We start from the raw sequence: 3,389 nt of genomic DNA, 5'->3' as shown, positions 1-3,389 counted from the left end.
CTCCCGGTGCCCGAAACCCCTCATGGTGTTGTAGCAGTGGGTCACATGCCTGGCTCCAGCCCGAACGCCAGCCATGAAGTCCTCGTATGTGGCATCGGTGTGCCCAAGGGCAACCAGTACCCCCATCCGCGAGACGTGCTGGACCAGTTCGGGAGCGCCCGGCAACTCGGGAGCCACGGTTACAACCCGGACGGTACCTTCCCCCGCCCCCAGGAACTCGTCCATGAGGCTCTTGTCGGGCAAGCGAAACCAGGAGGGGTCGAAAGCTCCCGGGCGCCTGGGACTCAAGAACGGTCCTTCCAGATGGAACCCCAGACAACAGGCCCCCCCGTCCCCGCGACCCACCTCCGCCTTGTTCTCCTTCACAGCCTCAACAAGTTCCTCAGGGGTGGCGGCCATCACCGACATGAGAAAGCTGGTGACCCCTGTGCGGAGCACCCACTGGCGAAAGCCCTGCAAGCCGCGGGGATCCCCGTCTATCAGAGAATACCCCCCGCCCCCGTGGACGTGGACGTCTATAAACCCTGGTGCCACGGCGTATCCGGTTAGGTCAACCCCGGGTGCGCCTCCGCACACGCCCTTGCCCACGCCGGTCAGCTTGCCGCCGCTGAACGCCACGTGCGCCCCCGGCAAACGCTCCAAAGGGGTCAGGACGATCGCATTCCTCAACACATACTCCATATGCGGACGGCCCCTATACCAAGACTTTGGCATTGCGCAACATCGCCATGAAGTCGTTCTTGCCCTCGGTCGGCATCATCCGGCAGGTAAGCCGTACCCCTGCCTGGCTCAGCTTCTTGAACGTCTCCACGTTCTGCGGTGTAACAAAGACACTCTTGCTGACCTTCTTCGAGCCAACTACGAAGGCCATGTTCCCCACATTCATTTCCTGGAGTCCCAGGCCACCTTCATGAAGGGCCAATGCATCTTCCGGCGTCTTGCACAGAATGAACACATTCTCGTGCTCGTGAGCCGGGTCCCGAACGTATGCAAGAGTATCAGCCACCCCCAGCACCAGAACCTTAATGCCGGGCGGAGCCACCGACACCAAGATCATCCGCTGAAAATCGTCAGCGGCCACCTGATCGTTGGTCACGATGAGGGTATCGATCCCTTCATGCTTGGCCCAGGCCACCACCACTTGCCCGTGGATGAGACGGTTGTCAATGCGCAGGTGTTTGACCGGCATTTCCGCTCTCATTCTCCCCTTCCCGTGCCGACATCGCCGACCGAAGGGCTGCCACCACGTCCCGCACCCCTTCCCGCCCCGCCTGCACCGCTACGCGGGCGACGTCCGCCGCCGATGAAGCATCCCTGGATACAAGTACCTCCAACAGCATCGGCAGGTTGAGCCCCGCTATTATTGTCATGCGGCTGCCATGACGCCATAACGTCGCAGCCGCATTGGCAGGACTCCCTCCGAAAAGATCAGCCAGTACCACCAACTGTTCGGTACCCAACCGTTCTGCCGCCGCCCGGATGGCAGCAGCCAACGTACCCGGATCTTCGGAGGGGTCCAGACCCAGGGCCACCACGTTCTCTTGGGGCCCCAGGATAAGCTCAGCCGCCTCAAGCAGCCCCCTTGCCATTCCCCCATGCCCGACCAAAATAACCCCAACCATTCCCTCCGCCCCGCAGCTCTAAATTACCCGCCGTATCCTGCCCCGGTATGGCGCCATGACCCGCTGATTGTGAACCTCGCTGCCGTCTAAGTTTTGGGAACGGAGAACGGGAGGCTCAAATCCGCGGCGCACGAGCTCCTCCGTCGTGCGCACCATGAGTTCGTTGATCAGGGCTGCACCCACCACGGTCGATGACGGACCCACCGGAACCTCCAGACCCTCCACCCGCACAAGAGCATCACCCGGACCGCCCATCGTGTCCAGCACCACGTCAGCCAGTTCAAAAAGCCGCTTCCCCGAACAGTGCCGCGAAGAAACAGACCGCGAGAATTCCACCGCAGTCAACGCAATCACGCTCAGGCCCTTGTCCCTCGCCGCCATGGCCATCTCGATGGGGGCAGGGTTGCGGCCTGAATTGCTGATCACGATCATGGCCTCCCCGGGGGAGAGTTCGTAATCCCTCAACAGCGAAACCGCATAACCCTCCACCGTCTCTGCCTTTCCGAAAGTGGGGTCGTAAATCACCTGCACCGCCACCAAACCACCCGCCCGGGCCTGGATCTCCAGAGCCAGGAGTTGCGAGTGACCAGAACCGAACACGTGCACGAGCCCCTGACGTGCGATCACGCCCGCGAGGATCCCGGCGCCTGCCCGCACCGCCTCCTCATTTGCCTCCGCCACTCGCCGAAGGAGGTCAATAACCGCATTCAAGTATCGACCCATTCTCCACCTCCACGAAGGAGGCGTGGAGGAGGCCCACAAATTCCTCCCCCACGCCCGGTTTCACGCCAGCCAGCCCAGCGCGCCAAACACCATTCCGATGACGAACAGGATCAGGATCACCCAGAGCGGATTCATCTTATAGCGCTTCAGAAGCCAATAGGCCAGAGCTGTGAAGACCACCGGGATCAACCCGGGCAATATGGCATCCAGTTGCTTTTGCACCTCTACGGTCTGCTTGACAACCTGGCCAGCAACGGTGACCGTTTGAGTGTAAGTGAGGGGGGTCTTCGCGGCGATGATCGAGGGTATGAACCCGCCCAGCACGATGAGACCCAGGATCATCGCACCTTCAGTAAGGCGGGCGATGGTACCCCCGGCGAGCGAGGTGGCAAGCTGGCGCCCCTGCGCGTACGCCCACATGAATTGCCAATACCGCACCAGGGTGTATGGTACGGCCACCAAGAGGATGACCAAGATGGGACCCGCCATGCTGCCCTGCAAAGCCAGGGACGCCCCAATCGTGAAGACGATGCTGTTGTAAAGCGCCCATACCAGGGTGTCGCCCACGCCCGCCAGCGGCCCCATGAGGCTCACCTTAACGCCTTCAGCGGATGCCGGAGCACCAGCTTCCTCCATGGCGGCCGCAGAGCCCAGGATCAGCGGAGCCCCCACGACAGGGTTGGTATTAAAGAACGCCAGATGCCGTTTCAGGGCTGCTGCCAACTCGTCCCTACTGGGAAAGAGCCGCTTCAGGATAGGAACCATGGCATAGCAGAACCCCAGCGCCTGCATACGCTCGTAGTTCCACGATATCTGGAAGCTCACCAGGTACCGCCAGAACGAGCTGAGCAGATCTCCTCTCGTAAGCTTACGATCGGCGGCCTGCACCCAAGGTCACCCCCTCGTCCCGGTACTTCAGCACGATGAACATGACGCTCACGGCAAGAGCGAAAATCGCTATCCCCAGTAGTGCCGTGTGCAGGTACGCATACAGCACGAAGCCCAGCAACAAGAAGTACCAGTACCGTTCCACTGGCATGATCT

6 protein-coding genes are annotated in these 3,389 nt (G+C 61.3%); all 6 read right to left on the bottom strand.

Translation table 11 applies throughout. The annotated features are described in order from the left end of the window. On the bottom strand, window positions 1–681 hold a 681-nt coding region (locus tag AB1609_18670), incomplete at its 3' end, for an amidohydrolase family protein (GenBank protein ID MEW6048470.1). Between the two features lie 13 nt (window positions 682–694). Next, the gene (locus AB1609_18665; protein ID MEW6048469.1) at window positions 695–1,189 is read right to left on the bottom strand and encodes a PTS sugar transporter subunit IIB; all 495 of its coding nucleotides are present in this window, start codon (window positions 1,187–1,189) and stop codon (window positions 695–697) included. Continuing rightward, the gene (locus AB1609_18660; GenBank protein MEW6048468.1) at window positions 1,164–1,622 is read right to left on the bottom strand and encodes a PTS sugar transporter subunit IIA; all 459 of its coding nucleotides are present in this window, start codon (window positions 1,620–1,622) and stop codon (window positions 1,164–1,166) included. Before AB1609_18660 ends, AB1609_18665 begins: the two co-directional genes overlap by 26 nt. 18 nt (window positions 1,623–1,640) lie before the next feature. After that, entirely contained in the window at window positions 1,641–2,345 is a 705-nt protein-coding gene (locus tag AB1609_18655; GenBank protein MEW6048467.1) for an SIS domain-containing protein, read from the bottom strand. 60 nt (window positions 2,346–2,405) lie between these two features. Continuing rightward, window positions 2,406–3,233 (bottom strand): PTS system mannose/fructose/sorbose family transporter subunit IID, encoded by an 828-nt coding sequence (locus AB1609_18650; GenBank protein ID MEW6048466.1) that lies wholly within the window; start codon window positions 3,231–3,233, stop codon window positions 2,406–2,408. Beyond that, window positions 3,214–3,384 carry a PTS sugar transporter subunit IIC gene (locus tag AB1609_18645; protein MEW6048465.1) on the bottom strand — a complete coding sequence of 57 codons (171 nt, stop codon included), beginning with the start codon at window positions 3,382–3,384 and terminating at the stop codon, window positions 3,214–3,216. The genes AB1609_18650 and AB1609_18645 overlap by 20 nt, the downstream gene beginning before the upstream one ends. Window positions 3,385–3,389 lie beyond the last annotated feature (5 nt).

It is taken from the genome of Bacillota bacterium (genome assembly GCA_040754675.1).
Lineage (GTDB): Bacteria > Bacillota > Limnochordia > Limnochordales > Geochordaceae > Geochorda.
This window is presented reverse-complemented; position numbering and strand designations above follow the sequence as displayed.